Below are 25455 nucleotides of genomic sequence, written 5' to 3'. Positions count from 1 at the left end.
CGCTCGCCCCAGGCGGTCGGCGTCGCCGCTATGCTTGCCGTCTATGGATGACGAGCAATTGCTGCGCTACTCGCGCCACATCCTGCTGGACGACATCGGCGTGGAGGGTCAGCAGCGGCTGCTGGACGCCCATGCGCTGGTGATCGGCGCCGGCGGGCTGGGATCGCCGGTGGCGCTGTTTCTGGGCACGGCCGGCGTGGGCCACATCACCCTGGTCGATCATGACCGGGTGGACCTGACCAACCTGCAGCGCCAGATCGCGCACAGCCTGGACCGGCTGGAGCAGCCCAAGGCGATCTCCGCGGCCGCCGGCATTGCGGCGATCAACCCCGAACCCCGGGTGAGACCCGTGATCGCGCGCGCCGATGCCGCGCTGCTGGACGAGCTGGTGCCGCAGGCCGACCTGGTGCTGGACTGCACCGACAACTTCACCACCCGACATGCGATCAACGCCGCCTGCGTGCGCCACGGCAAGCCGCTGGTGTCCGGCGCGGCACTGGGCTTCGACGCGCAGCTGAGCGTCTATGACAGCCGGGGCATCGATACGCCCTGCTATGCCTGCCTCTTCCCCGCCGACCAGCCCCCGGAGGAGCAACGCTGCGCCACCATGGGCGTGCTGGCGCCGCTGGTCGGCATCATCGGCAGCATGCAGGCGGCCGAAGCCCTGAAGCTGCTGTCCGGCATGGGCAGCCAGTTGCCGGGCCGATTGCTGATGCTGGATGCGCGCCGGATGGAGTGGACCGACCTGCAGGTCCAGCGTGATCCCACCTGCCCCTGTTGCGGGCCCCACGCGGCCTGGCGCGGATCGCACTCAGCGGCGGTCGCGCCCTGAGTCTGCGTCCGTCGCGCAACAAACCACCGCGGCGACCGATTCCCTCGTCTGAGGACGCACAAACATTAAGCGAAGACGCCCGTATGCTCCCGGGCCACCGACCATGAACCGACACGACAAACTCACCGCGCGCAACTTCCAGACCGCTCAGGAAGAAGCCAAACTCACCAGCTTCGACGAGAACCCGCCCGACGCCTATCGCCTGGCCTTCACCGACACCGATTTCCTGGTCCGCCCCGAGCTTCGACCGGTGCGGATGCAGTTGGAGCTGCTCAAGCCCGAACTGATCCAGCAGGAGCTGGACATCCAGTCGACGGTGGTGATCTTTGGCAGCGCCCGGATTGCCGATCGCGAGTCCGCGCAAGCCGCCGTCGACGCGGCCCGCACCGCCAACGACAGCGTGGCCCTGCAACGCGCCGAACGCCGGCTGCTGATGAGCGGCTTCTATGAGGAAGCGCGCCGGTTCGCCCAGCTCGTGACCGAGCACACCAAGGACCATCCGCATCCGTTGTATGTGGTGACCGGCGGCGGGCCGGGCATCATGGAAGCGGGCAACCGCGGCGCGCATGAGGCCGGCGGTCGCAGCATCGGGCTGAACATCGTGCTGCCGCATGAGCAGCGTCCCAACCAGTACATCACGCCGGAGCTGTGCTTCCGCTTCCACTACTTCGGCCTGCGCAAGATGCACTTCCTGATCCGGTCGGTGGCCCTGGCGGCCTTCCCGGGCGGCTACGGCACCTTGGACGAGCTGTTCGAGACCCTCACCCTGATCCAGACCGGCAAATGCCGCCGTCGACCGATCCTGCTGTTCGGTCGCGACTTCTGGTCGCGTCTGATCGACTTTGACCTGCTGCTGGACACCGGCATGATCAGCCCCGGCGACGAGCAGCTCTTCCACTATGTTGAAACCGCCGACGAGGCCTGGGCCCTGCTCGTGAAAGAGTACGAGATCGACCAGCCCGGCGCCTCCACCGGCACAGCCCAGGAGTTCCCGATATGAGCCCCTTGCGACAAGTCAGCCTGATCGGCGCCCCCACGGATGTCGGCGCCGGCGCCCGAGGCGCGAGCATGGGCCCGGAGGCCATGCGTGTCGCTGGCCTGGCCGAAGCCTTGCGCAGCCACGAGGTGGAGGTGCTGGATCGCGGCAATCTGTCCGGCCCGCCCAATCCCTGGCTGGCACCGGATGACGGTTATCGGCACCTCGCGGAGGTCACCGCCTGGAACCGCGCGGTGCATGACGCGGTGCATGCGGAGCTGCAAGGCGGCCGCATGCCCATCCTGCTGGGCGGTGACCACTGCCTGGGCCTGGGATCGATCTCCGCCGTGGCGCGCCACTGTCGCGAGACCGGCAAGAAGCTGCGCATCCTGTGGCTGGACGCCCATGCGGACTTCAACACCTCCACCCTCACCCCGAGCGGCAACATCCACGGCATGCCGGTGGCCTGTCTGTGCGGCTACGGGCCCAAGGAACTGATCGAGATCGGCGGGCACGTGCCGGCGATCGATCCGAAATGGATCCGCCAGATCGGCATCCGCAGCGTGGACCCCGGCGAGAAGCGCTTCGTGCACGAGGTGGGCCTGGAGGTCTTCGACATGCGCTACATCGATGAGATGGGCATGCGCCATGCGATGGAGCTGGCGCTCGCCACCATGGACGCCAACACCCACCTGCATGTGAGCTTCGATGTGGACTTCCTCGATCCCGATGTCGCGCCCGGCGTCGGGACCACCATCCCCGGCGGCCCGACCTACCGCGAGGCACAGCTGTGCATGGAGATGATCGCGGACACCGGCCGGCTGGCCTCGCTGGACGTGATGGAGCTCAATCCCGCCCTGGATGTGCGCAACAAGACGGCGCTGGTGGCAGTGGACCTGATCGAATCGCTGTTCGGCAAGTCCACGCTGATGCGACGTTGAGTCGTCCTCGCGCGAGGGACAGCGCCATGCGGTCTGGCCGGCCGGGGGATCCAGTCGGGCCGGGCAGTCCATCGAGCCCGAGCAGGGAGAAGGTGTCGGGCACTCCGGTGATGAGCGGCGGTGATCAACGCCCATGATGAATGCCTGTCCTGCGCCCCGATGAGCCAGGCCATTCCGGGCTTGCTACCCGACGCGACGACACCCATGCCTTTCGATGATCGAGCGTACGCAGCACGGGTTCACCGCCGGCGCAAGTCGCTTCGTCAGATCCGACATGCCGATTCGCCACTTCGGTGAACGACTGCTCGCTTAGGGGAGCCCCTCCAAAGAGGGTGGCCTGAATGTGGACTTTCGCACTCGCCGCATGGCGGCCAGTCGTGTCCAATTGCAACTCAGGGACAGGCATAGAGGCCGCTCCGGGGACGACATCGCATCACCGGACACACAGGCCCGCCAAGCTCCGCGATGTACAGAAGAACACGCTTTCACCATGTCGTCGTCCGTCCGAATTCATGCGCAGTCGATCCGCGCTTCGCTTGCCGCGCTGGCCCTGATGGCCACTGCATCCATCACCGCCGCAGCACCTGCCACCAGCAGCGGCACCCTGGAGATTGGCGCGACCATCCTGGTGGCCTGCAATGTCTCCGGCAGCACCTTGAACTTCGGCACGGCCATTGACCCGTTGCAGACGCCGGGGCCGGTCGATGCCCTGACCTCGCTGGCGGTGACCTGCACCCGCACCACGCCCTACAGCGTCGCGTTGAGTGCGGGGGCCAACGCCGGCAATGCGTCGGCCTTCGGCAACCGCGCGATGAAGAGCGGCGCCAACAGCCTGCCCTATCAGCTCTACCTCGATGCGGGCCGCACCCAGGTCTGGGGCGACGGCAACAGCAGCGGCGTCTTCACCGGCACGGGCACCGGCAGCCAGCAGATGCTGACCGTGTATGGCCGGCTGCCGTCGCTCAACGGCATCCCGCCGGGCAACTACAGCGACACGGTGACGTTGACGATCACCTATTGATCGCGAGCACGGACAAGCCCTCAGGCATCAGCCCTCAGCCCTCAGGCATCAGGCATCAGGCATCAAGCATCAGGATCGGGAAGCCGACCTCCCAGGGCCAGCGAGGCTCGAAGCATGTCGTTGATCCGGGTCTGCCAACCGTCTCCGGTGGCGCGAAGTGCCTCGAGGACATCCGCATCGAGCCGGAGCTTGACGGGCTGCTTGGTGACCGCCGCCACGCTCCCAACCGGACGTCCGCGACGTCTGGCCATCTCCGCCGGCGTATGCACATGCGCCGTCACACCCGCCTTTGCCTCCAGCAAAGACTCACGCAAGCCAGGCAGCGTCTGCCCGGCGTCCGACTCGATGGCGGCCAGCGCCTTCTCGACATTCAACGTCTTCATGGTCTTCATTTGACGCTCCCCTTGATGCTCCGCTTGATGCCGAGGGGCTGCACGTCATCGACCTCCGACTTGGCGTACACCATGACGAGCAGCACGATTTCCTCGTCTGACAAGTGAAAGTAAATCACACGCACGCCACCACGCTTACCCATGCCTTGGCGCTGCCAACGCACTTTCCGAGCGCCTTCAGCGTTCGGGATGACGTCACCCGCATCCGGTGTCGACGCGATGAAATCAATGAACGCCTCGCGCTCTTCATCACTCCAGACCGCCGCCGCCTGTTTCCGGAAGGCCGTCGTTTCGACGACCGTCCGCATTGAATTAATTGTCCACCCAAATAATTTAGATAGCAACCCACATCTCCATCGAGGCGATCAGCCATGCCGCATGGCATGACGCGGCATGGCCTCACTAGCGCGATGTGTCAGCCTGGATGCGCGGTAGTTCGTTCTCCTGCGTTCGCCACGGCCTGTGCGGCAGCAGCAGGCGCGTTCGTACCGCTGTGCTGACGCCTCAATGCGGCGCCTGCTCCATCAGCCTCACCAGCGCATGCAGCACCCGGTTGGCCGGCGTGGGCACGCCCAGCGCCTCGCCGCGTCGGACCAGATGGCCGTTGAGATGGTCGATCTCGGTCCGCTTGCCGCGGGCCAGGTCCCGGGCGGTGGAGGACAGCTGCCCCGGCATCGTCACCGCGATCTTGCGAACGGCCTCCCGGACATCGCCCTCCACCTGCACGCCGTCCGCCTGCGCCACCGCCAGGCCCTCGGTGACCAGATCCTCCAGCACCGCCCACACGCCCTCGCCTTCCACCAGGCGGCCATAGGGCTGCTGCGTCAGCGCCGACAGCGCGTTGTAGGCGCAGTTGATCAGCAGCTTCGACCAGAGCGCGCCCCGCACGTTCGCGGAGATCTCGGTCGGTACACCCGCGGCGATCAGGGCCTGAGCCGCCTGCGCATCGCCGGTGGCCGGCTCGATCACCAATTCGCCGCGACCGTAATGCTTCACATGCCCCGGGCCCACCATGCCGGTGGCCACATAGACCACCGCCGCAGACACCGGCTGGCGCAGCACCTCGCGCATGCGCTCGGCATTGTCGACGCCGTTCTGCATCGACAGCAGCAAGGTGTCCGCCGCCAGGTAGGGCCGCAGTTGCTCGGCGGCCTCCACGGTGTCGGCGGACTTCACGCAGAACAGCACCAGGTCGGAACCCCGCGCCGCACTGGCCTCGGTCTCCGCGCGCAATGGCACCGCCTGGTCGAAGGTGGCGGTCTCCATGCGAAGGCCCTGCCGCCGGATCGCCTCGACATGCAACGGTCGGCCGATCAGCACCACGTCATGACCGGCACGCGCCAGCAGCCCGCCGAAATAGCAGCCGACGGCGCCCGCGCCCATCACCGCGATCCGCAGGGGCACGGTCGTCGCGGGAGGACTCGCCACGTCGGAGCGGGGTGAGGTCGCAGGCGCAGAGGTCGGGATCGTCATGGGTCATTCCTTCTTGGCACGAGCGCCCTTGCGGGCACCAGATCGGGGCGAGGGCGAGGGCGAGGGCGAGGGCGATGGTCTGGCCGCCGGCGCTGCCAATGACGAAGGCGAAGACGCCGCGGATTTCTTCGTCGCGGCACTTGATGTGCCCGCCTCGTTGCCGGCGGCGGACCGTGCGCCGTCACCACTGGCTCGACGCGACGCTGCCGACCCGGCGCCGCTCGCCCGGCCCGCCCGGCCCGCCGAGGCGGCACCCGTGGCCGCGGCCAGCGGCGCCAGATGCCCCGCCGCCACGATCCATCCTTCCAGCGCATCCGCATCCGCCGGACGTCCGAAATCGGGCTGCAGATCCGCCCAGGCCGCCAACATCAGGCAGAGCACGGCATCCAGCTTGTCCCCGCTGGCGTCATCGGCCAGTTCGTCGCGCTGCGCATGGCTGAGCTTGAGGCGGATGCCGAGCCGGCTGCGGCCTTGCTCCAGGGCGTCGATCAGATCCTTGCGGGCGATCAGCCGCTCCGGTGTCTGCCGGGCGCGATCGTCGCTCTTGTAGCTGCGCGTGCCGATCAGCTCTCGCGCCAGCAACCCCGGATACGCTTCCAGCGCCACCCTGCCCGGATCACCGGAGTGCAAGCCCGGCAGATGCACACCGGCCTCGATCAGGCGCGGCACGCCGGCATGCAGCATGTAGGCCACCGGCGGATTCACCCATTTCATGCTGGGCGACGACCCGGCCGGTCCGTCGCAGGCGCGATGCGCAAACTTGCCGCCGACCGGACGGGCGGCGCAGAACGCAGCGAAGGTCTCGCGGATCTGCGCGCGCGACAGCGACGCGTAGTGCGCCATCAGCGGCGCCCAATCCGTCGGCCATCCGAGTTGGGTGACCAGTTCGCGCGGCAGGCCGAACGGCAGATCGAAGCCGCCGAGCCAGCCTTCCCCCTCGGTGACCGGCTCACGCAACCAGGCGTCGAAGGCGTCCAGCGACGCCAGCCCGCGCTGGGATTCGAGCCGCAACACCTGCCCCTGACGTCGACCGAACGCCAGCCGGATCGGCTTGCGCGGGCTGGGGGCACTGGAAAAATCGATCCCCACCAGGGTGGATCGGGGGTTCGAGACATTTGACATGTCCGCCACTGTATCGGGCTCCACCCCGGGTGGGCGCGCATTGACGCGGTCCGCAAATCGCCCAATGCTGGAGACACCCTGCATCACCCCGCCGGGCCGCGTCCGGCATGGGGCGTCATGCCGCGTGGGTCCCATGACCGCAGAAGGAGGCAAGCCGTGTTCGAGGACGAACTGGCGGCAGCAGAACAGCTCAGCCACCGAGGCGCCTATCGAGAGGCGACTGCGGCGCGCGAGCGCGCGTTGGCGGCCGCTCGGACGCCACGCGAGCAGGCCCGTGCGCTGATCCTGATCGCCCACGACCTGCCGCGACAAGGCGACCTCCAGGCAGCCCTGCGCCGTGCCAGCGAGGCAGTGGCGCTGGTCCGCCAGATCGAGGGCGAGGACAGTCATGCCTTGCTCGCCCAGGCCCTGACCGAGCTCTGCTACGTGTACGCCCAGTTCTTGATGGGACGGGATGCGCTGCAGACCGGCTGGCAGGCGCTGGCGGCGGCCCGGGCGGCCCGTGAGCCCCTCCTCGAGGCCTGGGCGCTCAATCGGCTGGCGGTCGCCTCTGCCGCCATGGATCAGACCGAGCAGGCCTGCCAGGACACGGTACAGGCCCTGGAGATTGCCCAGAGCACCCTGTCAGCGATGACTGCCGCGGGCCAGGATGTGAGGCTTCTCATGCCGCAGGCTGGCTCGACGTCCGCGTCGTCCATCGCCTCCGCCTCGTCCGCCTCCTCCGCCTTGTCCTCGTCATCCAACGGCGACGCCACGGCGGGGTCGGGCCTGCCGCCCACCGCGGCTGCGCCGAATCCCCAGGGGCAGCGCCAGAGCCAGGTTCGAGGCGTCATCCAGGCCCAGGAACTGCTGCTGTCCTGCCTGAACAACCTCGCGCATTTCTGGCTTCAGGCGCATGCGGAGGCGCTTCGCAATGAAGACCGAACTGCGGCCGCGGAGGCGCTGGCCCGAGCCGGGCCCTATGCGGTCCGTGCGGCCGAGCTGGTGCGCCATGCCGGCAATCCCTTCCTTGTGGTGGTGTCCTTGTCCAACCTGGTGGAACACCTGCTGGGCAACGGCGAGATCACGCATGCCTTGGCCCTGGTGGATGAATACGAAGCCATCGCCCTGCGTGAAGGCTACGGCGGCATGGCGCTTCAGGCCCGCGCCCAGCGCGCGCTGCTGCAACTGCGGCGGGACGACCCCGCGCGGGTGATGCAGGCCCTGGCCGGGATGCAGGCGCTGCTGACGCACGAGGGACCGCCGCAACTACCGCTGCGGCTGCGGCGCCAGCTCAGTCTGGCGATGTACCGGGTCTACAAGGCGCGCGGGGACTATGCGCAGGCGCTCTCCGCGCATGAGCAGTTGTCGGCGCTCGAACGCCAGGCCGCGCGCAACGCCATGGCCTTGCAGACCGAAGCGCGGCTGATCCGCCAGGAATTCGAGCAGGCCCGCGCGCGAGCCGAGCATGCGATGCAGGACGCCCGGCGGGAGCGCGAGCGCGCCGAACACGCCGAGCAGGAGCAGCACAAACTGCGCCGCCAAGCCGCCGAGCTGGGCCGCATGGCCCATGAGGATGCGTTGACGGCGTTGAACAACCGCCGCCATGCCGAGTTCGCCCTGCCGCTGCTGCTGGAGCGGGCGCGTCAGGAACACCAACCCATCGCCCTGGGTCTGCTGGACGTCGACCATTTCAAGCGGGTCAACGATTCCTTCGGGCATGGCATGGGCGATCAGGTGCTGCAGCAGGTGGCCCAGTTGCTGCGCCGGCAGCTGCGCAGTGCCGACCTGCTGGCGCGGGTCGGCGGCGAAGAGTTCATGCTGGTGTTCGTCGGTGTCCCGCCGCCCAGGGCGCAGGACATCTGCGAGCGACTGCGCCAGGCCATCGCCGGCTTCAGTTGGCAGGACCTTGCCCCCAACCTGTCGCTGACGGTGAGCATCGGCCTGAGCGCCGGGGAACCGCCCTCACGGGTGGACCTGCTGGTCGAAACCGCCGACCAGGCGCTCTATGCCGCCAAGCACAACGGACGAGACCGGGTGCAGTTCATGGCGAGTTGACGGCCGCGAGGCGCTGCCTCGCCAACCTCGCTTCAGCCCCTCAATTCAACTTGAACACCGCCACCGATTGCGACAGCGCATCGGCCTGATGCTGCAGGCTCTGCGCGGCGGCTGCGCTCTCCTCCACCAGTGCCGCGTTCTGTTGCGTCATTTGATCGAGTTGCGAGATGGCGCTGCCGATCTGGTTGATACCACCGCTCTGCTCGGCGGTGGCGTGGCTGATCTCGGCCACGATCTTCGCGACGCGGCCGATGGAGTCGGAGATCTCACGCATGGTCTCACCGGCCTGGCTCACCAGCGTGGAGCCGCTGGCCACGTTCTCACCGCTGGCCGTGATCAGTTGCTTGATCTCCTTGGCCGCCTCGGCGCTGCGCTGTGCCAGGCTGCGGACCTCGGAGGCCACCACCGCGAAACCACGGCCCTGCTCGCCTGCACGGGCAGCTTCCACGGCCGCGTTCAGCGCCAGGATGTTGGTCTGGAAGGCGATGCCGTCGATGGTGCCGATGATGTCGCCGATCTTGTTGGACGACGCACTGATGCGCCCCATGGTATCCACCACCTGGCTGACCACTGTCACGCCGCGCTCCGCCACGCCGGCCGCATCCGCAGCGAGCGTGTTGGCCTGACGTGCCGAGTCCGCGTTGTGCTGCACGCTGGCGGTGAGCTGCTCCATCGCCGAGGCCGTCTCCTCCAGGTTCGATGCCGCCTGCTCGGTGCGGTTGCTCAAGTCCTGCGCCCCGGCGGCGACCTCGCGCGAGGCGGTGGCGATGCTGTCGGTGGCGCTGCGCACGCCGCTGACCACGTTGCGGATCGAGCTCTGCATGCCTTGCACGCCGCGCATCATCGCGGCGGTTTCATCGCTGCCATCCACCGACACCGATTCGCTCAGATCCTGGCGTGCAATCCGCTCGGTGGTGGAGACCGCCTGCGCCAGCGGCGTGAGGATGGAGGCGATGTTGAACAGCGTGAAGGTGCCGATGGCCAGCGCCCCGATGAGCATCACGCCGCCCAGGGCCATGCGGATCCGGGTCTCTTCCTCGTCGATGCGCTTCACCTCGGCATCGCTGCGTTGCAGGATGGCCTGCGTCATCTCGCCGAGCTGCTTGTCCATCTGACGCACCGGCCCTTTGATTGGCTCGGTCGCGCGGTTGGCCTCGGCCGAGTCCACGAAATCGTTGTTCAGGATCCGCGCGGCGATGCCGTCCAGGCCGGTCTTGTAGCTCGCAAGCGACCGCTGCATCTCCGGCGCCATCGCCTTGATCTCCGGCTGGATGTCCAGGGCCGCGATGCCGTCCAGGTTCTGGTTCACCTTCTCGAAGGTGGCCTGCCATTCCTTCTGATAGCGCCGCACGGCCTGCTCCTCACCCATGTTGATGAGGAGGTCCTTTTCATAGCGCCGCAGGTTGCCGACGCCGGCTCTCACTTCGGACAGCTGCGCCAGCGAGGCCACGTCATGGCTGACGTAATGCTGGAATTGCTGCTTGGTGCGGGCCATCGCCCACAGCCCGTCGCCGCCGATGAGCAGCAGCGCCAGAACCGACAACAGGCCCAAGGCCATCAGTCGAGCTCGGATCGTGAAGTTCCGCAAGGACCGCATGTGATGTTCCCGAACGATTCGTTGATCGCACAGAAAGACTAGCAGTCGGCTTGCTGTTCGAACAGCCTGAGCCGCGTTGGAAATGCGGAAAGAGGCAGGATCTCGGGAAAATGAAACGGTTTGAAAGGACAGAACTGCAAAAACTGACAACGCCAACATCCCAGCGCCAAGCGTCACGCGGCTCGGCGGCTTGGCGGCGAAGCGCCCGGCTCAGCGGACGCTCGCTCAGCGCCAGAGCGCCGCCATCGTGTCCTCGAACGCCCGCAGACGGGCCGAATCATGGAGGGTCCGCCGCTGACCGGCGACGTAGACCTCGTGCCAGGTCGGCCCCTGGCTCGCAAACACCAGGCCATCGAGACGGGCCTCGGGCGGCAAGCCCGCCAGACCACTGGCCTGGGGATCGAGCACCAGGAAGTCCGCACGCGCGCCCGGCGTTAGGCCCCAGGCGTCCAGGCCGGCGGCGGCGGCGCTGCCGCGCACGCAGGCCTCGAACAGGCGGGCCGCGGTACGGGGTTGGCGGCCGGGCTGGGCCGCCACATTGCGACGCTGCAGGCCCAGGCGCTGGCCGTATTCCAACCACCGCAGTTCTTCGACCCAGCCGCGGGTGACCTGGCTGTCCGACCCCACCGTCATCGGCACGCCGGCGCGCAGCCAACCGTCGAGGTCGGCCAGGCCGTCACCGAGGTTGGCCTCGGTCCCGGGGCAGATCACCACGCCCGCGCCGCTGGCGGCAATGCGGTCGATCTCCTCACGCGTGCTGTGGGTGGCATGCACCAGTTGCCAGCGCGCATCCAGTCCGGACTGCGCCAGCGCCTCCAGCGGACGAAGCCCGGTGGCCGCCAGGCAGTCGGCCACTTCCTGCTGCTGTTCGGCCACGTGGATGTGGATGGGCACCGCCGCGTCACCCAATCGCGCACGCAGCGCCTGGATATCGGCCGGATGGGCCGCGCGCAGCGAGTGCAGCGCCACGCCGGCATTCACCAATGGCAAACCGGCGGCGTTGATGCGCTCGCAGGCGCGCCAGACCCAGTCGGCATCGGTACGAAAGCGGCGCTGGGTGTCACGCAGGCCCGGCTGCGTGAAGCCGGCGTGGGCATAGAGCACCGGCAGCAGCGTCAGGCCGATGCCGACCTCGCGAGCCGCCTCCGCCAGCGCCCAGCTCATCGAGAGTTCGTCCTCATACGGCCGACCATCCTCGCGATGCTGCAGGTAATGGAATTCGCAGACCTGGGTGTAGCCGCCGGCTAGCAGCTCGGTGTAGAGCTGCGCGGCGATGGCCTTGAGCTGCTCGGGCGTGACGCGCAGCGCGACGCCGTACATACGGTCGCGCCAGGACCAGAAGTCGTCGCTGTCGCTGTCACGCTGCTCCGCCAGGCCGGCGAAGGCGCGTTGAAAGGCGTGGCTGTGGGCATCCACCAGGCTGGGCAGCACCGGCCCGTCGAGGCGGAGCACGCCGTCGGGCGCCGGCTGACCGGCCCGCAGCGAGCGCCATCGGCCGTCGGCGCCGGCCTCCATCAGCACATCCGCCTGCCAGCGTCCGTCCATCCACGCCTGCGGCGCGTGCCAGCACTGCGGACTCATGCGTGGGCGTTCCGGGTGGGATTGGCCATCAGATAGCCCTGCAGCAGCATCGTCAGCACCGGGCGGATGCCCTCGACGCAAGCGGCGTCCAGTTCGTACCCGGTGTAGCCCAACTCGCCTTCGGTCATGTAGCAGCGATAGCACATCTCCAGTTGGACGGCCTGTTGGCCCAGCTCGGGGCGACCGTACTGGCGCGTGATGTAGCCGCCCTTGAAGCGACCGTCCACCACCCAGCTGAAGCGGTCCTGCGCCGAGAGCACGATCTCCATCGCCTGGCGAGTGACCTGCTTGCAGGACTTGCCCTCGACGGTGCCGATATTGAGGTCGGGCAACTGGCCCTCGAACAGCCACGGCAGCTCCGATCGAATGCTGTGCGCTTCGAACAGCAGCGCCTGCCCGTGTTCCTGGCGCAAGCGCTGCAACTCGCCCTGCAGCGCCTGGTGGTAGGGGGCCCAATAGGTGTCGATGCGACGCTGCTTCTCGGCCGCATCCGGCGCCTGGCCGACTCGGTAGAGCGGCTCGCCGGTGAAGAAGCGGGTGGGGCATAGCTCGGTGTTGGACGCGCCCGGATACATCGGCGTGTCTTCCGGCGGGCGGTTCAGGTCGATGAGATAGCGCGAATAGCGGGGAATGAGCAGACCGGCACCGAGTTGCTCGGCGATGGGCGCATAGAGCGGCTCCAGGTGCCAGTCGGTGTCCTCGCTGCCCAGGGCGCGCTCGACATACCGGCTGTGCTGATCCGCCGGAATCTCGCGGCCGACATGCGGCATGCTGATCAGCAGCGGCGTGCGGCCACGCCGCAGTTCAAAAACATCATGCTTCATCTTGGGGTCTCCTCGTCCCGCCGGGCCAGGCTCAGGCGCGCGTGCGTCCGCCCATCACCGTGCCTCGGATCGGGTTGCGTCCGAAGTAGTAGGACAGCTCGCGCGGATGGGCGGCGTTCCAGATGCAGAAGTCGGCGCGTTGTCCGGCCACCAGGCGGCCACGATCGGCCAGGCCCAGCGCCCGTGCCGCATTCACCGTCAGGCCGCGCAACGCTTCTTCCGGCGTCAACCGGAACAGGGTGCAGGCCATGTTGAGCATCAGCAGCAACGACAGGCCGGGCGCGCTGCCCGGGTTGTGATCGGTGGCCAGCGCGATCGGTACACCCGCGGCGCGCAGCGCGGCGATGGGGGGCAACTGGGTTTCGCGCAGGAAGTAGTAGGCGCCGGGCAGCAGCAGGGCCACGGTGCCGGCGTCGGCCATGGCGCGGATGCCGTCGTCGCTCAAGTGTTCGAGATGGTCGCAGGACAGCGCACCGAAGCCCGCTGCCAGCGCGGCTCCGCCCTGGTCGCTGAGCTGTTCCGCATGCAGCTTGACCGGCAGCCCCAGGCCGCGGGCGGTCTCGAAGACTCGCCGGGTCTGCGCTGGGGTGAAGGCGATCCGCTCGCAGAAGGCATCGACGGCGTCGATCAGGCCCTGGTCCCGCAGGATCGGCATCCACTGGCAGACGGCCTCGACATAGTCGTCCTGGCGTCCGTCGAATTCGGGCGGCACCGCATGCGCGCCGAGGAAGGTGGTGCGCACCGTCAACCCGGCCTCGCCGAGCCGGCGGGCCACGCGCAGACATTTGGCCTCGTCATCCAGCGACAGCCCGTAGCCCGACTTGATCTCCAGCGTCGTCAGGCCCTCCGCCATGAGCGCCTGGGCACGCGCCAGGGCCAGCGTGTGCAGCGCCGATTCGGACGCCTGCCGGGTGGCCGCCACGGTGGACCGGATGCCGCCACCGGCACGGGCGATCTCCTCATAGCTGGCGCCCTGCAGGCGCAGCTCGAATTCCGCGGAGCGCTCCCCGCCGTAGACCAGGTGGGTGTGCGCATCGATCAAGCCCGGCGTGACCAGCGCACCGCCGAGGTCCTGCTCGTCGGCCAACCCCTCACACAGCGCCCGCGGCAGCGCCGCGCGCGGACCCACCCAGCGCAGGGCCTCGCCCTCGGTGAGCAGCGCGCCGTCCGGCACCAGGCCCCAGTCGCGATCACCGGCGAAGGTGACCAGATGGGCGCCGGTCCAAAGACGGCGCTCACTCATTCGGCGCTCCACATCAGCCACCAGGCCGGGCCGTGCTCATCCCCGTCGTCAAAGACGCAGCTCTGCGAGCTCGGTGATTCACACCAGGCCAGGGTGTGGGGCGCCACCGGTACCGCGCGGGCACCGTGGATCAGCAGGCCGCCGCGCTCGGTGAACAGACCGAACCAGTCCATGCCGTGCGGGATGATGGGGCGGTCCGCCCGCTGCACCCGGAACACGCCGGCATCGCGGCGGTGCATCGCATTGAAGTCCTTGGTCGGCCCGTTGACCAGAGTGCAGACGGGGCCTTCCTCACCAGGAAACTTGAGCAGCGGATCGCCCGGTTTCAGGGTGCGGCGCAGCAGGTTGACGCCCTGACCGGCCAGCACGCCAAACCACCGGTCCACGCCCGGAAAGGCGGAAAACGGGCCGTCCTTGTCGATGTCGGCCACGCTGATGCGGACCTTCCAGTCCGACACATGGGGCCACGCCAACAGCTCGCGGGTGCGGCCGCCGCCATTGCGCCAGAGGGTCGGCTTGACCTCATCGGCACTGATCCTCATCCAGCTCATGCGGGCCCTCCGACCGCCGTCGCCAGCCTTGCGCTTCTCATGCTTGAAAACTCCCTTGCAGAATCCACCGGCTGCCCGGATGCACCAGGCGGACCGCCGTGACCACGCGCCCCAGGCTCAGCGTGCTGCGCTTGACCACCAGGCAAGGCTCGCCGCGCGGCATGCCGAGCAGCCGCGCCTCCAGCGCGTTGGGCATCTCGGCTTCAATCGTATAGCGGGCCTCGGACAGCGGCGCCACCTCCAGCAGGTAATGCGTCGGGGTGACGTGATGAAAATCCTGCGCCATGTAGTCCGGTGCGCAGGCGGCATTGACCAGCCGGTCCTCGCATTGGATGGCGATGCCGTTTTCGCGATGCACGATGACGCTGTGGAACAGCGCAGCGCCGACATCGATGCCGAACTGCGCCGCCTGGCCGGCATCGGCGCGCAAGGCCTCCAGCACATGCACCTGGGCCTCATGCCGATGGCCGCGGGCGGCGATCTCCTCATGCACATCCCGCACCGTCAGGGTGGAAGCGATGCGGTGCAGCTCCGCCACGAAGCTGCCCACGCCCTGCACCCGCTCGACCAGGCCTTCCTGATGCAACTCGCGCAGCGCGCGGTTGACGGTCATGCGGCTGACGCCGAAGGCGTCGGTCAATTCGGACTCGGACGGCAGCCGCTCGCCCGCGCGCCAACGGCCGCTGGCGATGCCTTCGCGCAGGTGCGTCTTGACCTTGAGATATTGGGGCGCCGGGCCGCCGGCGGCAGGGGTGACCATGGGGGCGGATCCTACTTGACGGTACTTGTATAGACAACCCGATCCGTCGACCACATAATCGCGCCGCATCGACGGCTCGCACCGTCGTCCGTCATCGCGACAGGTCCCGGATCACCGTGCCCTCGTGGATCCGCCCATGGCCCCATCGGGGCGTGACCTTGGCGACGACCGGCCTCACGTTCCCGTCCTCGATCAGGAGATTTCCATGAGCGCGCCCGTCTCCCTTTCTTCGGCTTCTGCCTCGCCTGCATCGTCTGCCCCGATTGCCGCGTCCGCCGCGACTGCTGCGTCTTCACCGTTTGTCGGTCCTGCGACGAATGCCGCCCTCCCGCCGGCCCAGCCCCGACCGGTGCGCGCCCCCACAGGCACTGCATTGCACTGCAAGAACTGGCTGATCGAAGCCGCCTACCGCATGCTGCAGAACAACCTCGATCCCGCGGTGGCCGAGAACCCGGACGGGCTGGTGGTCTACGGCGGCATCGGCAAGGCGGCACGGAATTGGGATTGCTTCGAGCAGATCCTGGCCTCGCTGCGCACTCTCCACGAGGACGAAACCCTGCTGATCCAGTCCGGCAAGCCGGTGGGCGTGTTCCGGACCCAGGTGGACGCGCCACGCGTGCTGCTGGCCAACTCCAACCTGGTGCCGGCCTGGGCCACCTGGGAGCATTTCAACGAGCTCGATCGCAAGGGCCTGATGATGTATGGGCAGATGACCGCCGGGTCCTGGATCTACATCGGCTCGCAGGGCATCGTGCAGGGCACCTATGAAACCTTCGCCGAAGCCGGCCGGCAGCACTATGGGCAGCCGGCGACGGGCGGCGGCGCCGCATCAACCGCCTCCGAATGGGCCGGACGCTGGATCCTCACCGCGGGCCTGGGCGGCATGGGGGGCGCCCAGCCGCTGGCGGCGACCTTCGCAGGCGCCTGTTCGCTGACGATCGAATGCCAGCAGTCGCGCATCGATTTCCGGCTCAAGACCCGTTATGTGGACGAGCAGGCCACCGATCTGGACGACGCCCTCGCCCGCATCGCCCGCTACACCGCCGAGAAGAAGGCGGTCTCGATCGCCCTGCTGGGCAACGCAGCCGAGGTGCTGCCGCAACTGGTGGCGCTGGTCAAAGCCGGCCGCGCGATCCGGCCCGACCTGGTGACCGACCAGACCTCCGCCCATGACCTGATCAACGGCTATCTGCCGGCGGGATGGACCGTCGACCAATGGAAGGCCGCCGCCGCCGACCCGGCCCGGCATGCCGAGCTGAAGGCCGCGGCCGCGCGCGGTTGCGCGGTGCATGTGCAGGCGATGCTGGACTTCCAGGCGCTGGGCATCCCGACGGTCGACTACGGCAACAACATCCGCCAGGTGGCGCTCGACCAGGGCGTGCGCAATGCCTTCGACTTCCCCGGCTTCGTGCCCGCCTATGTGCGGCCGCAGTTCTGCGAAGGGCGGGGGCCGTTCCGCTGGGTGGCGCTGTCCGGCGATCCGGAAGACATCTACAAGACCGACGCCAAGATCAAGGAACTCTTCCCCCACCATGCCGGCGTGCACCGCTGGCTGGACATGGCCCGCGAGCGGATCAGCTTCCAGGGCCTGCCGGCGCGCATCTGCTGGCTGGGACTGGGCGAGCGGCACCTCGCCGGCCTGGCCTTCAACGAGATGGTGCGCAGCGGCGAGCTGAAGGCGCCGATCGTGATCGGTCGGGACCATCTGGATTCCGGCTCGGTCGCCAGCCCGAACCGCGAAACCGAACGCATGCAGGACGGCTCGGATGCGGTGTCCGACTGGCCGCTGCTCAATGCGCTGCTCAACACCGCCGGCGGCGCGACCTGGGTCTCGCTGCACCACGGCGGCGGCGTAGGCATGGGCTATTCGCAGCACAGCGGTGTGGTGATCGTCTGCGACGGGACCGATGCCGCCGCCAAGCGCATCGAGCGCGTGCTGTGGAACGACCCGGGCACCGGCGTGATGCGCCATGCCGACGCCGGCTATCCCCTGGCACAGCAAACCGCCCGCGACCGCGGCCTGAACCTGCCGATGCAGCGCTGAACCCGTCGCGCCCCACACCGCCTCCCCGCGGAACGGACGCGGCGCTGAGCACGCCGACCCCGACATCGACTTCACCGATGACGACGACACCATCGACATCGACATCGACATTGACATCGACGCCACCGACGACATCCCCATGACGACTGCCCTCGAACTCATCCCCGGCCGGCTGACGCTGGACCAGTTGCGCCAGATCCGCCGCGGCGATCTGCGCTTGACGCTGCATGCGGACGCCGCCGCGGCGATCCGACGCAGTGCGGCGGTGGTGCAGGCTGCCGCCGCGGGCGATGCGCCGGTCTACGGCGTCAACACCGGCTTCGGCAAGCTGGCCTCCAAACGCATCGGCAAGGACGAGCTCGCGGCCCTGCAGCGCAACCTGATCCGGTCGCACTGCGTGGGCGTGGGGGCGCCGCTGTCGCCCGCCGTGGTGCGGCTGATGCTGGCCACCAAGGCGGCCTCGCTGGCGCGCGGCTACTCCGGGGTGCGGGAATCGGTGGTGCAAAGCCTGCTGGATGCCTTCAACGCCGGCCTGGTGCCCTATGTGCCGGCGCAGGGCTCGGTCGGTGCGTCGGGCGATCTGGCCCCGCTGTCGCACATGACGCTGGCCCTGATGGGCGAAGGCGAAATGCTGGTGGACGGCCAACGCCGCCCGGCTCTGCCGGAGCTGGAGAAGGCCGGCCTGAGGCCGCTGGTGCTGGAGGCCAAGGAAGGCTTGGCGCTGATCAACGGCACCCAGACCTCGACCGCACTGGCCCTGGATGCGCTGCTGCGCTTCGACACCGTCTATGCCGCCGCCATCGTCAGCGGCGCGCTGAGCCTGGATGCCGCGCGCGGCAGCGATGGTCCCTTCGATCCCCGCATCCATGAGGTGCGCGGCCAGCCCGGCCAGATCGAGGCGGCTGCCGCCTACCGCGCGCTGCTGGCGGGCAGCCCGATCCGGCAGTCCCATCGGGACGGCGACGACCGCGTGCAGGATCCCTATTGCCTGCGCTGCCAGCCTCAGGTGATGGGCGCCTGCCTGGATCAGTCCCGCTATGTGCGCGACGTGCTGCTGCGCGAAGCCAATGCGGTGACCGACAACCCGCTGGTGTTCGCGTCAGACGATGGCACGTCCGCCATGATCAGCGGCGGCAACTTCCATGCCGAGCCGGTGGCCCTGGCGGCAGACGCCCTGGCCTGCGCGGTGGCGGAGGTCGGGGCGATTGCCGAGCGGCGCATCGCCATGCTGATCGACACCGGCGTGTCGCGCCTGCCGCCCTTCCTCACCGCGAATGCCGGCCTCAACTCCGGCTTCATGATTGCGCACGTGACCGCCGCGGCGCTGGCCAGCGAGAACAAGTCGCTGGCCCATCCCGCCAGCGTGGACAGCCTGCCCACCAGCGCCAATCAGGAAGACCATGTGTCGATGGCCACCTTCGGTGCGCGCCGGCTGGGGCCGATGCTGGACAACACGGCCCACATCGTGGCGATCGAACTGCTGGCGGCCGGCCAGGGCATCGAGTTCCTCAGGCCGCTGCGCAGCTCCGACGCGCTGGAAGAGGTCCATGCGCTGCTGCGCGCCCGTTGCCCGGCCATGCAGGACGACCACTACCTCGCGCCCGACATCGAACAGGCCTTTGCCCTGGTCAACGACGGCACGCTGGCAACATTGCTGAATCATCGAACTGATATGGTGCTGCTGGACTGAACTTCCCCGACCCTTCATGCGCCGCGTCCTTTCCCTGAGCGCCTTCCTTGCCGTCACTGCCCGCGGCATCCCCAGCACACGGCACGCGGCGCCTCCCAAACGCCGGAGCGGGTGGCCGGTCCCGCTGTCCATCGCTGCACTTGTCCGCTTCTTTGCGGCCGCGTTGCTGATGTCGATCGGCGTCCAGGGCTTTGCCGCCACCCGGGTGCTGTTCGAGATCGACATGCGCGACGAGATCCGCGCCGGTCGCTTCGATCCAACGAAGGACCGGGTGGGCGTGCGCGGCGGCGGTGCCCCGCTGAGCTGGGACACGCCGGTCCTCGCCAAGCGGGCGAGGGAGACGACCGACGTCCGGGATAGCGAGGACGACCGCGACAGCCTCTGGATCGCTGAGCTCACCGTCGAACGCGCGCCCATCGGCGGCGCCCTGCCCTACAAGTTCCGCATCGAACGCCACGGACAGGCGTCCGATGCGGGCTGGGAGCCTGGCCAGAACCGCATGCTGGAACTGGTGGCTGATCGGGTGCGGGTGGCGCGGGTGTTCGGGGCGCCGGCCGCGCCGATCTCGCTGAGCCGGGCCGGCCGCATCGAGGCCCTGCCACCAATCCCGACACGATTCGTCTCGCCACGCACCCTGCAGGTCTGGCTGCCGCCCGGCTATGAGAACGAGCCGCAGCGGCGCTATCCGGTGCTGTATCTGCAGGACGGACAGAATGTGTTCGACGCTGCCGCGGCCGGTGCGGAATGGTCGGTGGACGAGACCGCGCAACGCCTGGTGGTGAGCGGCGCGATCCAGCCGCTGATCATCGTGGCCGTGTCCAATTCACCGCAACGGGCGGATGACTACACCGCCACCCGCATCGTGGTGGACGGCGCGGCTCAGGGCGGCAACGCCGCCGCTTACGCCCGTCATCTGATCGAAGAGATCAAGCCGGCCATCGACGCCCGCTACCGGACGCTCAAGGATGCGACGCACACCGCCGTGGGCGGTTCCTCGCTCGGCGGCAACCTGAGCCTGTGGCTGGCGATGCATCACAACGAGGTGTTCGGCGCCGCGCTGGTGGTCTCGCCCGCGCTGTGGTGGGACGATGAATTCCCGATCCGCGACGTGGCCCGCACCCCGCTGCCGATGAGCCTGGCCCGTCCGCGGCTGTGGATCGACATGGGCGACGGCGAAGGCGAGCGCGCCATCCGTCAATTGCGCAAACTGCGCCAGCAGTTGTTCAATCGGGGCTGGGACCGCAGCACGCTCAACTATCAGGAAGCGCCGGGCGCCACGCATGACGAAGCCAGTTGGGCCGCACGGGTGGAGGGGATGCTGCGCTTCCTGGACCGGCAGGCCTGGCCGGCCGCCGGGCCGACCGCGCCCTCGGTGGGTCAGGATCCGTTCCCGCCCAGTCGCGCGGTCGATATCAATCGTCCGCCGCCCCGGCCGTAACCGGTCGGACGCCGCTCAATAGCGTCCGGTCGCGCCGGCGACCCGCAGGTAGACATAAGCCACCCAGGCCACCAGCCCGCGGCGCAGCATGCCGCGCAGGCCGCGGCCATCGGGTTGCTCCACGCGACGCGACCGGGCGATGGCGCCGTCGAACTCCCGCACCACATCGCCTGCAAAGGCGGCGTCGCGGACAACGACATTGGCCTCCAGGTTCAGCAGCAGCGACAAGGGATCGATGTTGGAGCTGCCGACCGTGGCCCAGTCGTTGTCCACCACACAGACCTTGGCATGCAGGAAGGCCGGCGTGTATTCGTAGATCTGCACGCCGTGGCCCAGCAGCTCCTCATAGAGCGCACGGGCAGCCAGTGCGGCGATGCGGTAGTCCACCTTGCCCTGCAGCAGCAACCGAACCTGCACCCCCCGCTTGGCCGCGCCCTTGAGCGCACGCCTGAAGCGCTGGCCGGGATAGAAGTACGGCGTGATCAGGTCCACCCGGGTGGTCGCGGCCTGGATCGCTTCGACATACGCATGCTCGATCGTGCGGCGCTGCCGGAAGTTGTCCCGCAGCACGAAGGCCGCGCGCATCGGCGGCAGCACGGTCGGGTCCCGGCGGCGATGGTCGCCGCGCGGCATGCGGATGCGGCGCATCAGTCGCCGCGCCCGCCGCCCCGGCGAGGCGCTGCGGATCATGGCGCGGACTTCATCGCCGAAGTCATGGCCCAGCCAGGCGCGCGTCCAGACCGCCCGCACCGCCTGCTCCACCGGCCGGACCACCGGTCCGCTGACCCGCACCGCGTAGTCCAGGCGCGGGGTGTCGGTGCGACCGTGGTGCAGGTCCATCCGGTCGCCGATGATATTGATGCCGCCCACGAAGCCCACCATCCCATCGACCACGCACAGCTTCTGATGCAGGCGGCGCAGTTGGCCGGGATGCAGCCAGTTCCACCAGCGGTCGATCGGTCGGAACACTGCCAAGGCCACCGGCGCCTGTTGCAGCTGCTCACGCAGCCAGCCCAGGCTGGCCTTGGAGCCGAAGCCGTCCACCACCACCCTCACCCGCACGCCGCGCGCGGCGGCGCGACACAGGGCGGCGGCGGTGGCGGCACCCGCGTCGTCATGATGAAAGATGTAGGTGGCCAGCCAGACCTCATGTCGGGCGGCATCGATCGCGGCGATCTGCGCCGGAAACAAGGCATCGCCGCCGCACAGCAGTTCGACCGCGTTACCGCCGGTGAAGCTGGGCTGCGACCCCAGCGTCCAGGGGAAGAGCGGCTCCGCCGGTCGGTTCACGCGTCCAGCACCAGTTCGGCGAGCAGGGGCAGGTGGTCGGACATGCGCGCCCAGGCCGGCCCGCGCGGCACCTTCATGTCGACACAGCGCAGGCCCCGCATGTAGATGCGGTCCAGCGAAAACACCGGCACCCGCGACGGGAAAGTCGGCAACCCGCGCGACTTGCCGTGCGGCACCGCACGGCTGAGGCCGCACACGCGGATTGGCTCGTCCAGACGCTCGCCCCAGTCATTGAAATCGCCCGCCACGACCAGGGGGGCGTCGCCGGGCACATGGTCGTTGATGAACTGCTGCAGCCGCTGCACCTGGCGCACCCGGCTGCCATGCATCAGCCCCAGGTGCGCGACGACCGCATGCACCTGCACGCCCTGCCAGTGCACCGGCACATGCAGCAGACCACGCTGCTCGAAGCGGTGGTCCGACACATCGTGATGGCCGATGTCGCCGATCGGGTAGCGCGACAGCAGCGCATTGCCGTGCTCGCCATGACGGGTGATGGCATTGGTGCGGTAGGCCACCTCATAGCCATCCGGCGCGAGGAATTCGGCCTGCCCCTGTTCCGGCCATCCGAAATAGCTGCGTTCGAAATGGCGCGCCTCCCGGTGGTGGAACAGCCGCACCTCCTGCAGGAACACCAGATCGGCATCCAGGGCCCGCACGCCCTGGCTCAGGTTGTGGATCTCCAGCCGCTTGGCCAGCCCCATGCCGCGCACACCCTTGTGGATGTTGTAGGTCGCCACCCGCAGGCGATCGGCGCTTTGCGCCGGGGTGGTGTCGGTGGTGGCGGAGTTGGAGACGGCCGCGTGTCGCGGGCTCGGGCGGGTCATGGGGCGCGTCCCGGCGCGGCCTGGGGCGCCAGGGTGGCTTGCGGGGCGGCTTGCGGGGCGACGGCCGGTGGCGGCACCGCCTCGTTCGGCGGCGGCGCCAAGGCGGGCTGATGGGCCGCCCTCTGCGCAGGCAGATGAAGGATCGCTTCCGCATTGGACGGCGAGAAGCACAGATCCGCCGCCTCACGCCAGGGCAGCCAGCGGTATTGCAGATGCTCACGCGGTGCCAAGGTCACCGGGGTGCCCGACGGGACCGTCAGCCCGAACACATGCTCGGTGTTGTGGGTGACGCCCGGCGCATAGCGATGACGCCAGACCGGATAGATCTCGTACACATTCTGCAGGGCCCAATCCGCCAGCGCCCCGGGGGCCAGGTCACACACCCGGATGCCGGTCTCCTCCAAGACCTCCCGCTCCGCCGTGCTCGGCAAGGATTCGTCCAGCGTGTCCTTGGAGCCGGTCACGCATTGCCAGAAGCCCGGCCGATCGGCGCGTTCGATCATCAGCACCTCCAGCGTCGGCGTGTGGATGACCACCAGCACCGATTCCGGGATCTTGTAGCTGCTCGGGACAACAACGGCTTCGCTCATGCGGGCAAGCATATCGCAGCGCTTCGACACCTCTGTGGCGTGCGCCGGGATGCCGCCACGCCGGGCTGGGGGAATTCGGCCGGGGCGGCGCCATGGCCACATTGCGTCAGGTTTGTCTCCCGGCCATGGCCCGCGCCGGCACAGGGGGGCGACTGACGGTGTTCGACACATCGTCAGCCTGCGCCAGCAATGCTTCTTCACACCGCACCAACCTCCGCGTCTGCAGATGTGTGGCGCGACATCTGGAACGTCAATGCTGGCCGTGGAGTCGGCGGATGTTCGATCGATCCGCCCACGGCCGCCTCGAAAGAATGGCGACATCGCAACCCAAACAACTGGAGTGGTCATGACCTCGGTCTCCAACATGCCCTTGGTGGCTTCCCGGCAACTGACGAGCCGACCCAGCGGCAGCTATGAAATCAATGCGAAGGAATACGGCACGGTGGCGGCCACCGCGATCGGTCTGACCCAGGCGGCCTACCAGGGCGGCGAAAACGCGGTGAGCACCGTGGTGCACTGGAGCGAAGACGGGCTGCAGGCGTTGGAAGATGGCGCCAAGGCCGTCGGCAGCGCGGTGAGCACCGGCGTGAAAGAGGTCAAGGACGCCGTGGTCGATGGCGCGAGCGCCCTGGCCCACGGCGTCGGCGAGGTGGTGGATGAGCTCGGCGACATCGGCAGCAGCGTCGCGGGTTATGTCTCTGCGGGCGTGGTCGCCGGCAAGGCGCTGATCGACGAGATCGTATGAGCACCGCGCCGCGCTTGACGGTCGGGCCCGCGGTGCGGCGGGCCGCGACGCGGGTCGCTGGTCTGGCCGCCGCAGCGCTGTCGGGCTGTGCCCTGCTGAGCCCCGTGCCCACGGTCGAACTGATCAAGGCCAGCGCTGGGGCCGCCACAGTGGCCATCGGGCAGGGGCCGACCCATGCCAGCCAGACGGTGTTCCAGGGGGCGGCACTGCCCACGCGGGTCTGCATCGAATACAACCGCTCGCTGGCGCTGCCGGAGTTCGTGCCCGCCCTGATCGCCGAGCTGCGCGAGCACGACGTGCCGGCGCGGGTCTATGAAGCCGGTGCCCGCCCCAACGACGAGGTCTGCCCCGCCTGGCTGCGCTATCAAGGGCTGCAGCAATGGGACAAGCCGCCCTTGTCCGATCAGGTGCGGCCCTACCTGGCGCAAGCCACGCTCAGCCTACATGACGCGGGCGGTCATCTGCTGGCCGCCAGCAGCTACGAGAGCCAGGACGCCGTCATGGGCATGGGCCGTTGGGCCAGCACCCGCAACAAGCTGGCCCCGGTGGTGCGCGCCCTGCTGACCGGCTTCGAAGGCTGAGCCGCGGGTTTGCGGCACCACGACAACCACAAGACTGGAGGGAAACATGTCCGACCTGAACCATACAGCCGGCCCGGCCGCAGGCCACGCAGCCAGTGACGCGTCCCGCAATGCCATCCAACACGCGGCCCCGAACGTCCCGCACCGCGACGCCCTCACACGAAGCGCCGCTGCGCTGCTTGTGTTGCTGGCCACCGGTTGCGCCTCGCGCGAGCCGATCCTGGTGCAGGACCCGATCCACGTGATGCCGCCGCCGGAAGCGGCCTATGTGGAGCGGGTCAACAACGGCGCGATCTACCAGCCGCAGATGTCGGCCGCCTCGCTGTTCACCACCGAGCGTCGCGCCCGGCAGGTCGGCGACTCGCTCAAGGTGGCGATCAGCGAATCGCTCAATGCCAACCAGAAGAGCAAGACCGACACCAGCCGCGACAACAAGCTGACGGTGAAGGGACCCGGAGGCTCCAGCCCCATCGGCCTGATCGACAAGCTGCTCAAGGCCGATGCCTCCGCCGGCGGCAGTGATGCCTACAAGGGCAGCGGCGACACCGAAGCCAGCAGCAGCATCACCGGCCAGATGGCGGTCTCGGTGATCAATGTGCTGCCCAACGGCCATCTGGTCGTTGCCGGCGAGCGCAGCGTGGCGATGAACGGCGGGATGAACACGCTGCGCTTCTCCGGCATCGTCAATCCGCAGGACATCCGCATCGGCAACCAGGTGCAGTCTGCCGACGTGGTGAACGCCCGCATGGAGCTGGTCGGGCGCGGCGAGGTGTCCGACGCCGCCCGGCGCAGTTGGCTGCAACGGGTGCTGACCTCCAGCCTGGCGATCTGGTGAGGGCTCTGCGGCGTCACTTGCAAACTCACCTGGTCTAACCAGCACGTTTTTGCTATTCACACCAA

The 25455-nt window shown here is 68.5% G+C and carries 22 protein-coding genes and 2 pseudogenes; 11 read left to right on the top strand and 13 right to left on the bottom strand.

What is annotated here, in order from left to right:
* Positions 1 to 43: 43 nt before the first annotated feature.
* The 4 genes from N4261_RS06470 (at position 44) to N4261_RS06455 (ending at position 3770) form a co-directional block, all read left to right on the top strand.
* The gene (locus N4261_RS06470) at positions 44 to 832 is read left to right on the top strand and encodes a HesA/MoeB/ThiF family protein (RefSeq protein ID WP_261759382.1); all 789 of its coding nucleotides are present in this window, start codon (positions 44 to 46) and stop codon (positions 830 to 832) included.
* 103 nt (positions 833 to 935) lie between these two features.
* Entirely contained in the window at positions 936 to 1832 is an 897-nt protein-coding gene (locus tag N4261_RS06465; RefSeq protein WP_261759381.1) for an LOG family protein, read from the top strand.
* The gene (rocF, locus tag N4261_RS06460) at positions 1829 to 2749 is read left to right on the top strand and encodes an arginase (RefSeq protein WP_261759380.1); all 921 of its coding nucleotides are present in this window, start codon (positions 1829 to 1831) and stop codon (positions 2747 to 2749) included. The genes N4261_RS06465 and rocF overlap by 4 nt, the downstream gene beginning before the upstream one ends.
* 490 nt (positions 2750 to 3239) lie before the next feature.
* On the top strand, positions 3240 to 3770 hold the full coding sequence (locus N4261_RS06455; protein ID WP_261759379.1) for a Csu type fimbrial protein: 531 nt from the start codon (positions 3240 to 3242) through the stop codon (positions 3768 to 3770).
* A gap of 62 nt (positions 3771 to 3832) precedes the next feature.
* Here the strand turns inward: N4261_RS06455 and N4261_RS06450 are convergent, their stop codons facing one another.
* The 4 genes and pseudogenes from N4261_RS06450 to N4261_RS06435 all read right to left on the bottom strand — a co-directional run.
* Positions 3833 to 4162 carry a BrnA antitoxin family protein gene (locus N4261_RS06450; protein WP_261759378.1) on the bottom strand — a complete coding sequence of 110 codons (330 nt, stop codon included), beginning with the start codon at positions 4160 to 4162 and terminating at the stop codon, positions 3833 to 3835.
* The gene (locus tag N4261_RS06445) at positions 4159 to 4470 is read right to left on the bottom strand and encodes a DNA-binding protein (protein WP_261759377.1); all 312 of its coding nucleotides are present in this window, start codon (positions 4468 to 4470) and stop codon (positions 4159 to 4161) included. The genes N4261_RS06450 and N4261_RS06445 overlap by 4 nt, the downstream gene beginning before the upstream one ends.
* A 196-nt stretch (positions 4471 to 4666) precedes the next feature.
* Positions 4667 to 5560: a ketopantoate reductase family protein gene (locus N4261_RS06440; protein ID WP_261760626.1), complete on the bottom strand. Its 894-nt coding sequence runs from the start codon at positions 5558 to 5560 to the stop codon at positions 4667 to 4669.
* Between the two features lie 360 nt (positions 5561 to 5920).
* Positions 5921 to 6757: pseudogene (locus tag N4261_RS06435) on the bottom strand (DUF429 domain-containing protein); the annotation flags it as partial.
* A gap of 156 nt (positions 6758 to 6913) precedes the next feature.
* Between N4261_RS06435 and N4261_RS06430 the strand changes: the two are divergent.
* A complete protein-coding gene (locus N4261_RS06430; protein WP_261759376.1) occupies positions 6914 to 8794 on the top strand; it encodes a GGDEF domain-containing protein in 1881 nt (626 codons plus the stop codon).
* A 40-nt stretch (positions 8795 to 8834) separates the two neighbouring features.
* On the opposite strand, the gene N4261_RS26030 is transcribed toward N4261_RS06430, so the two are convergent.
* From N4261_RS26030 to hutC, 6 genes are all read right to left on the bottom strand, one after another.
* Positions 8835 to 10391 (bottom strand): methyl-accepting chemotaxis protein, encoded by a 1557-nt coding sequence (locus tag N4261_RS26030; RefSeq protein ID WP_290428852.1) that lies wholly within the window; start codon positions 10389 to 10391, stop codon positions 8835 to 8837.
* 225 nt (positions 10392 to 10616) lie between these two features.
* A complete protein-coding gene (hutF, locus tag N4261_RS06415) occupies positions 10617 to 11972 on the bottom strand; it encodes a formimidoylglutamate deiminase (protein WP_261759375.1) in 1356 nt (451 codons plus the stop codon).
* Complete coding sequence (gene hutG / locus N4261_RS06410; protein WP_261759374.1) at positions 11969 to 12796, bottom strand: N-formylglutamate deformylase; 828 nt, start codon at positions 12794 to 12796, stop codon at positions 11969 to 11971. The genes hutF and hutG overlap by 4 nt, the downstream gene beginning before the upstream one ends.
* Before the next feature lie 31 nt (positions 12797 to 12827).
* The gene (gene hutI / locus N4261_RS06405) at positions 12828 to 14039 is read right to left on the bottom strand and encodes an imidazolonepropionase (protein WP_261759373.1); all 1212 of its coding nucleotides are present in this window, start codon (positions 14037 to 14039) and stop codon (positions 12828 to 12830) included.
* Entirely contained in the window at positions 14036 to 14590 is a 555-nt protein-coding gene (locus tag N4261_RS06400; RefSeq protein ID WP_261759372.1) for a HutD/Ves family protein, read from the bottom strand. Before N4261_RS06400 ends, hutI begins: the two co-directional genes overlap by 4 nt.
* Before the next feature lie 37 nt (positions 14591 to 14627).
* Positions 14628 to 15350 carry a histidine utilization transcriptional repressor HutC gene (gene hutC / locus N4261_RS06395; RefSeq protein WP_261759371.1) on the bottom strand — a complete coding sequence of 241 codons (723 nt, stop codon included), beginning with the start codon at positions 15348 to 15350 and terminating at the stop codon, positions 14628 to 14630.
* A 205-nt stretch (positions 15351 to 15555) separates the two neighbouring features.
* On the opposite strand from hutC, the gene hutU reads away from it, so the two are divergent.
* The 3 genes from hutU (at position 15556) to N4261_RS06380 (ending at position 20522) form a co-directional block, all read left to right on the top strand.
* Positions 15556 to 17394, top strand: a complete 1839-nt coding sequence (gene hutU, locus N4261_RS06390) for a urocanate hydratase (protein ID WP_261759370.1) — start codon at positions 15556 to 15558, stop codon at positions 17392 to 17394.
* A 139-nt stretch (positions 17395 to 17533) separates the two neighbouring features.
* Positions 17534 to 19084 carry a histidine ammonia-lyase gene (gene hutH / locus N4261_RS06385; protein ID WP_261759369.1) on the top strand — a complete coding sequence of 517 codons (1551 nt, stop codon included), beginning with the start codon at positions 17534 to 17536 and terminating at the stop codon, positions 19082 to 19084.
* A 16-nt stretch (positions 19085 to 19100) separates the two neighbouring features.
* Positions 19101 to 20522 carry an alpha/beta hydrolase gene (locus tag N4261_RS06380; RefSeq protein WP_261759368.1) on the top strand — a complete coding sequence of 474 codons (1422 nt, stop codon included), beginning with the start codon at positions 19101 to 19103 and terminating at the stop codon, positions 20520 to 20522.
* 15 nt (positions 20523 to 20537) lie between these two features.
* Here N4261_RS06380 and clsB read toward each other — a convergent pair whose 3' ends face one another.
* The 3 genes and pseudogenes from clsB to nudB all read right to left on the bottom strand — a co-directional run.
* A complete protein-coding gene (gene clsB, locus N4261_RS06375) occupies positions 20538 to 21812 on the bottom strand; it encodes a cardiolipin synthase ClsB (protein ID WP_261759367.1) in 1275 nt (424 codons plus the stop codon).
* Positions 21809 to 22639: an endonuclease/exonuclease/phosphatase family protein gene (locus tag N4261_RS06370; protein ID WP_261759366.1), complete on the bottom strand. Its 831-nt coding sequence runs from the start codon at positions 22637 to 22639 to the stop codon at positions 21809 to 21811. The genes clsB and N4261_RS06370 overlap by 4 nt, the downstream gene beginning before the upstream one ends.
* Positions 22640 to 22767: 128 nt before the next feature.
* Positions 22768 to 23241, bottom strand: a pseudogene (gene nudB, locus N4261_RS06365) (dihydroneopterin triphosphate diphosphatase); the annotation flags it as partial.
* Between the two features lie 334 nt (positions 23242 to 23575).
* Here nudB and N4261_RS06360 point away from each other — a divergent pair.
* Genes N4261_RS06360 through N4261_RS06350 form a run of 3 tightly spaced genes read left to right on the top strand, consistent with a single transcriptional unit; the run spans position 23576 to position 25390 of the window.
* Positions 23576 to 23974, top strand: a complete 399-nt coding sequence (locus N4261_RS06360) for a hypothetical protein (protein WP_261759365.1) — start codon at positions 23576 to 23578, stop codon at positions 23972 to 23974.
* The gene (locus tag N4261_RS06355; protein WP_261759364.1) at positions 23971 to 24555 is read left to right on the top strand and encodes a cell division protein FtsI; all 585 of its coding nucleotides are present in this window, start codon (positions 23971 to 23973) and stop codon (positions 24553 to 24555) included. Before N4261_RS06360 ends, N4261_RS06355 begins: the two co-directional genes overlap by 4 nt.
* A gap of 46 nt (positions 24556 to 24601) precedes the next feature.
* Positions 24602 to 25390 carry a flagellar basal body L-ring protein FlgH gene (locus N4261_RS06350; RefSeq protein ID WP_261759363.1) on the top strand — a complete coding sequence of 263 codons (789 nt, stop codon included), beginning with the start codon at positions 24602 to 24604 and terminating at the stop codon, positions 25388 to 25390.
* The last annotated feature ends 65 nt before the right edge of the window (positions 25391 to 25455 follow it).

The organism is Roseateles amylovorans (assembly GCF_025398155.2).
Classification (GTDB): domain Bacteria; phylum Pseudomonadota; class Gammaproteobacteria; order Burkholderiales; family Burkholderiaceae_C; genus Roseateles; species Roseateles amylovorans.
The sequence above is the reverse complement of the archived record's forward strand: the minus strand, read 5'-3'. Positions and strand labels throughout refer to the sequence as shown.

Bases quoted from the DNA above. Each gene is read 5' to 3' on its own strand.
- N4261_RS06470 (WP_261759382.1), top strand. From the start codon at position 44: ATGGATGACGAGCAATTGCTGCGCTACTCGCGCCACATCCTGCTGGAC.
- N4261_RS06465 (WP_261759381.1), top strand. From the start codon at position 936: ATGAACCGACACGACAAACTCACCGCGCGCAACTTCCAGACCGCTCAG.
- rocF (WP_261759380.1), top strand. From the start codon at position 1,829: ATGAGCCCCTTGCGACAAGTCAGCCTGATCGGCGCCCCCACGGATGTC.
- N4261_RS06455 (WP_261759379.1), top strand. From the start codon at position 3,240: ATGTCGTCGTCCGTCCGAATTCATGCGCAGTCGATCCGCGCTTCGCTT.
- N4261_RS06450 (WP_261759378.1), bottom strand. From the start codon at position 4,162: ATGAAGACCATGAAGACGTTGAATGTCGAGAAGGCGCTGGCCGCCATC.
- N4261_RS06445 (WP_261759377.1), bottom strand. From the start codon at position 4,470: ATGCGGACGGTCGTCGAAACGACGGCCTTCCGGAAACAGGCGGCGGCG.
- N4261_RS26030 (WP_290428852.1), bottom strand. From the start codon at position 10,391: ATGCGGTCCTTGCGGAACTTCACGATCCGAGCTCGACTGATGGCCTTG.
- hutF (WP_261759375.1), bottom strand. From the start codon at position 11,972: ATGAGTCCGCAGTGCTGGCACGCGCCGCAGGCGTGGATGGACGGACGC.
- hutG (WP_261759374.1), bottom strand. From the start codon at position 12,796: ATGAAGCATGATGTTTTTGAACTGCGGCGTGGCCGCACGCCGCTGCTG.
- hutI (WP_261759373.1), bottom strand. From the start codon at position 14,039: ATGAGTGAGCGCCGTCTTTGGACCGGCGCCCATCTGGTCACCTTCGCC.
- N4261_RS06400 (WP_261759372.1), bottom strand. From the start codon at position 14,590: ATGAGCTGGATGAGGATCAGTGCCGATGAGGTCAAGCCGACCCTCTGG.
- hutC (WP_261759371.1), bottom strand. From the start codon at position 15,350: ATGGTCACCCCTGCCGCCGGCGGCCCGGCGCCCCAATATCTCAAGGTC.
- hutU (WP_261759370.1), top strand. From the start codon at position 15,556: ATGAGCGCGCCCGTCTCCCTTTCTTCGGCTTCTGCCTCGCCTGCATCG.
- hutH (WP_261759369.1), top strand. From the start codon at position 17,534: ATGACGACTGCCCTCGAACTCATCCCCGGCCGGCTGACGCTGGACCAG.
- N4261_RS06380 (WP_261759368.1), top strand. From the start codon at position 19,101: ATGCGCCGCGTCCTTTCCCTGAGCGCCTTCCTTGCCGTCACTGCCCGC.
- N4261_RS06370 (WP_261759366.1), bottom strand. From the start codon at position 22,639: ATGACCCGCCCGAGCCCGCGACACGCGGCCGTCTCCAACTCCGCCACC.
- N4261_RS06360 (WP_261759365.1), top strand. From the start codon at position 23,576: ATGACCTCGGTCTCCAACATGCCCTTGGTGGCTTCCCGGCAACTGACG.
- N4261_RS06355 (WP_261759364.1), top strand. From the start codon at position 23,971: ATGAGCACCGCGCCGCGCTTGACGGTCGGGCCCGCGGTGCGGCGGGCC.
- N4261_RS06350 (WP_261759363.1), top strand. From the start codon at position 24,602: ATGTCCGACCTGAACCATACAGCCGGCCCGGCCGCAGGCCACGCAGCC.